Origin of the sequence: Streptomyces triticirhizae (genome assembly GCF_003696235.1) — a bacterium.
GTDB lineage: Bacteria > Actinomycetota > Actinomycetes > Streptomycetales > Streptomycetaceae > Streptomyces > Streptomyces triticirhizae.
Map to the genome: position 1 here is coordinate 1 of NZ_RFFJ01000319.1, position 3983 is coordinate 3983.

The 3983-nt window shown below is 75.0% G+C and carries 4 protein-coding genes; all 4 read left to right on the plus strand.

All coding sequences use genetic code 11. The features are described 5' to 3' along the window. Window positions 1-155 precede the first annotated feature (155 nt). The 4 genes from EBN88_RS28940 (at window position 156) to EBN88_RS28955 (ending at window position 3758) form a co-directional block, all read left to right on the plus strand. Window positions 156-497, plus strand: coding sequence for a helix-turn-helix domain-containing protein (locus EBN88_RS28940; RefSeq protein WP_122399969.1), 342 nt, complete (start codon window positions 156-158; stop codon window positions 495-497). Window positions 498-581: 84 nt separating this feature from the next. Continuing rightward, window positions 582-1433 carry a 2-oxo-4-hydroxy-4-carboxy-5-ureidoimidazoline decarboxylase gene (uraD, locus tag EBN88_RS28945; RefSeq protein WP_122399966.1) on the plus strand — a complete coding sequence of 284 codons (852 nt, stop codon included), beginning with the start codon at window positions 582-584 and terminating at the stop codon, window positions 1431-1433. 3 nt (window positions 1434-1436) lie between these two features. Then, a complete protein-coding gene (gene pucL / locus EBN88_RS28950) occupies window positions 1437-2327 on the plus strand; it encodes a factor-independent urate hydroxylase (RefSeq protein WP_122399967.1) in 891 nt (296 codons plus the stop codon). Window positions 2328-2348: 21 nt separating this feature from the next. Next, window positions 2349-3758, plus strand: a complete 1410-nt coding sequence (locus tag EBN88_RS28955) for an 8-oxoguanine deaminase (RefSeq protein ID WP_122399968.1) — start codon at window positions 2349-2351, stop codon at window positions 3756-3758. Window positions 3759-3983: the final 225 nt, after the last annotated feature.

A 3983-nucleotide genomic window follows, 5' to 3' on the forward strand; every position in this document is an offset into this window, starting at 1 on the left:
TGAGCGCGGGCGAGGGCCGACGGCGGCCGGCCGGGCCGGGCCGCCCTCCCGAGCCGTACGCGCCGGGCGGCTTCCCCGGCGCCTCGGGCGCCCCCCGGGAGCCCGAGGAGTCCGAGGAGTCCGAGGAGTCCGAGGAGTCCGAGGAGGAGCGCTTTCTGAACGCTCTCGGTCCCCTGTTGGCGGCCATAGGCGGCGAGTTGGTCGATCCGCTCCAGGCCGGCGAGGACGACGTGCCGCTGTGCTGGGACGGCGCGACCGTCGCGGCCGTGCGGCTGCCGCTGCTCTCGGACTCCCTCGACCACATCCTGGACGACCTGCGCCGCCGCCACGGCCGCCCGCTGGCCGAGCTGGACCGCAGGTCCAAGCAGCGGATCGTCAGCAACCTGGAACAGCGCGGCGCCTTCGCCCTGCGGCACGGCGTGGAGACGGTGGCCGCCGCGCTCGGGGTGAGCCGCTTCACCGTCTACAACTACCTCAACCGCGCCGGCGGCGACTGAGCCGACGGCGCCCGGACGTGGCGTGACGGCACGCGCTTCAACAAACTGTTGACGTCCGGGGGCCCCGGCCGCTTAGCTGGGCCGATGACCTCGCCCGCCCATCCCGGGTTGACCTGGCTCAACCACGCCGGCGCCGGCGCCGTCCGGCACGCCCTGCACGCCGTCTGCGCCTCGCGGGACTGGGGCGAACGGGTGCTGTCCGCCCGCCCGTTCGCCGATCCCGACGCCCTGCTGTCCGCCCAGGACGCGGCGGTGGACGGGCTGTCCGCCGAGGAGTTCGAGGCGGCGGTCGCCGGCCACCCGCCGATCGGCCGGCCGAAGCCGGGCGACCCGACCTCCGCGCGCGAACAGGGCGGCCTCGCCGACGCCGACGCGGCCCTGCGGTCCGAGCTGCTCGACCTCAACCTCACCTATCAGGAACGCTTCGGCCGGACCTTCCTCATCTGCGCCACCGGCCTGTCGGGGGAGCGGATGCGGGACGCGCTGCGCGCCCGCCTGGAGCACCCGCCCGAGCGCGAGGCGGCCGTCGCGCGCCGGGAGTTGGGGAAGATCAACCGGCTGCGGCTGACCCGCCTGGTGGAGACGCCCGTCACCGTCTCCACCCATGTGCTGGACACCAGCGCCGGGCGACCGGCCGCCGGGATCGCGGTGCGGCTCGACGTCCGCGACGCCCGGCGTGACGGGCCCGAGGGCTGGCACCCGCACGCCGAGGGGCGCACGGACGCCGACGGGCGCTGCGCCGCCCTGCCCGTGCTCCCCGGCGGCGCCGTGGCCGCCCGGCTGACCTTCGCCGTCGAGCCCTATCTGACCGGCGGCGGCACCGGCACCGCGTTCTTCCCCGAGGCCACGGTCGCCTTCGCGGTCACCGCCGGCGAGCGCTACCACATCCCGCTGCTGCTCAACCCGTTCGGCTATTCCGTCTACCGAGGGAGCTGACCCATGCCGGTGCTCGGCCAGAACCAGTACGGCAAGGCGCAGACCCGCGTGGTGCGCGTCGCGCGGGCGGGCGAGAGGCACGAACTGACCGATCTCACCGTCTCGGTGGCCCTCTCCGGGGACATGGCCGACGCGCACCTCGTCGGCTCCAACGCGGCGGTGCTGCCCACCGACACCGTCAAGAACACCGTCTACGTCTTCGCCAGGGAGCGCGGGATCGCCTCCCCGGAGTCCTTCGCCGCCGAGCTGGCGCGGCACTTCGTGGACGCCCAACCCACCGTGCGCGGCGCGGTGGTGGACGTGGCGGAGCACCGCTGGGAGCGGCTGGGGGACCACTCCTTCGCGCGGGCCGGGCAGGACACCAGGACCGCCCGGGTCACCTTCGACGGCCGAGCCCTGGAGGTGCTGAGCGGGCTGACGGGGCTGACCGTGCTCAACACCACGGACTCCGAGTTCCACGGCTTCGTCCGGGACGCCTACACCACCCTGGAGGAGACCACCGACCGCGTGCTGGCCACCGAGGTCACCGCCTGCTGGCGGCACACCGCCGAGGAGCCAGCCGCCGTCGCGGCCGCCGACTGGAACGCCGACCACGCCGCCGCCAGGCAGCGGCTGTTGGCGGCCTTCGCCGGCACCTACTCGTACTCGCTGCAACAGACCCTGTTCGCGATGGGCTCGGCCGTGATCGAGCAGCTTCCCGGCGTGGCGGAGATCCGACTGTCCCTGCCCAACAAGCATCACTTCCTGGTCGACCTCAGCCCGTTCGGGGTGGCCAACGAGACCGGCGACGGCGCCGTCTACCACGCGGCCGACCGGCCGTTCGGCCTGATCGAGGCCACCGTGCTGCGCGAGGGCGCCGAACAGCGCATCCCCGTCGAACTCACCCGCCTCTGACGACCCCCGGAGACGCCCACCATGGCCATCCCCCCGACCGAGCAACCGCCGTCCGAAGAGCCGTCGTTGGTGATCGAGAACTGCGCGATCGCGACCGTGGACGACGCGGGTACCGAGCACGCCAGCGGCCATCTGGTGATCGCCGGCAACCGGCTGCTCGCCGTGGGCCCGGGACCCGCCCCCGCGCCCCACCGGGCCCGGGCCGCCCGGGTGCTCGACGCCACCGGCCACCTGGCCACGCCCGGGCTGGTCAACACGCACCACCACTTCTACCAGTGGCTCACCCGGGGCCTGGCCCAGGACGCCAACCTCTTCGACTGGCTGGTCGCGCTCTACCCGGTCTGGTCCAGGATCGACGAGGCCATGGTGGGCACGGCCGCCCGCGCCTCGCTGGCGATGATGGCGCGCGGCGGCGTCACCACCGCGTTCGACCACCACTATGTCTTCCCCCGGGGCGCGGGCGACCTGTTGGGCGCCGAGGTGCGCGCGGCGCGCGAGCTGGGCGTGCGTTTTATGGCCGCGCGTGGCTCGATGGACCTGGGCGCCTCCGCCGGCGGGCTGCCCCCGGACTTCGCCGTGGAGACCACCGAGGCCGCCCTCGCCGCCACCGAGGAGGCCGTGGCCACCCACCACGACCCGGCCCCCGACGCGATGCTGCGGATCGTCGTCGCGCCCTGCTCGCCGTTCTCCGTGACCACCGAACTGCTGCGCGAGTCGGCCGCTTTGGCCCGCCGGCTCGGGGTGCGGCTGCACACCCACGGCTCGGAGACGGTCGAGGAGGAGGCGTTCTGCCGGGAGCGGTTCGGGATGGGGCCGACCGCCTACTTCGAGGCCACCGGCTGGCTCGGGCCCGACGTCTGGATGGCGCACTGCGTGCACATGTCCGACGCCGACATCGCGGCCTTCGCCCGCACCGGCACCGGCGTGGCGCACTGCCCCTCGTCCAACGCGCGGCTGGCCGCCGGCATCGCCCGGGTGCCGGACCTGCTGGCCGCCGGCGTCCCGGTGGGGCTCGGCGTGGACGGAACGGCGTCCAACGAGTCAGGCGAGCTGCACACCGAGCTGCGGAACGCCGTGCTGGTCAACCGCCTGGGCCCGTGGCGCGAGCGGGCGTTGACAGCGCGCCAGGCGCTGCGGCTGGCCACGGCCGGCGGCGCCGAGGTGCTGGGCCGGCGGGACGAGATCGGCTCGCTGACGCCGGGCCGGCTGGCCGACGTGGTGCTGTGGCGGCTGGACGGCCTGGGCCACTCCACCATCGAGGACCCGGTCGCGGCCCTGGTCCTCGGCCCGCCGGCGCCGGTCGCGCTCTCGCTGGTCAACGGGGTGCCGATCGTCGAGGACGGCGTGCTGCGCACCGCCGACGAGGCGGAGATCGCCGTCGCCGCCCGCGCCGAGGCCCGGCGGCTGGCCCAACGGGCCGCCAACGCCTGAGCGTTCACCCCCGCGCAGAGTTCACACGACGTTAAGGCGCCGCAATGGCGCGCCCGGCGCGAGTGACGGAGGATGCCACCTCATGACGATCGACGAGAGGCTCTACGACCGCCGCCGGCTGCGCCAGTTCCTCGACGGGCGGGCGCGCGCCGAGGGGATCGACCGCCGCGCCCTGCTCCGCCTGCTGGCCGCCGGCGGCGCGCTGGGGGCCGCCGGCGCCGGCCT

Bases quoted from the DNA above. Each gene is read 5' to 3' on its own strand.
- uraD (WP_122399966.1), top strand. From the start codon at position 582: ATGACCTCGCCCGCCCATCCCGGGTTGACCTGGCTCAACCACGCCGGC.
- pucL (WP_122399967.1), top strand. From the start codon at position 1,437: ATGCCGGTGCTCGGCCAGAACCAGTACGGCAAGGCGCAGACCCGCGTG.
- EBN88_RS28955 (WP_122399968.1), top strand. From the start codon at position 2,349: ATGGCCATCCCCCCGACCGAGCAACCGCCGTCCGAAGAGCCGTCGTTG.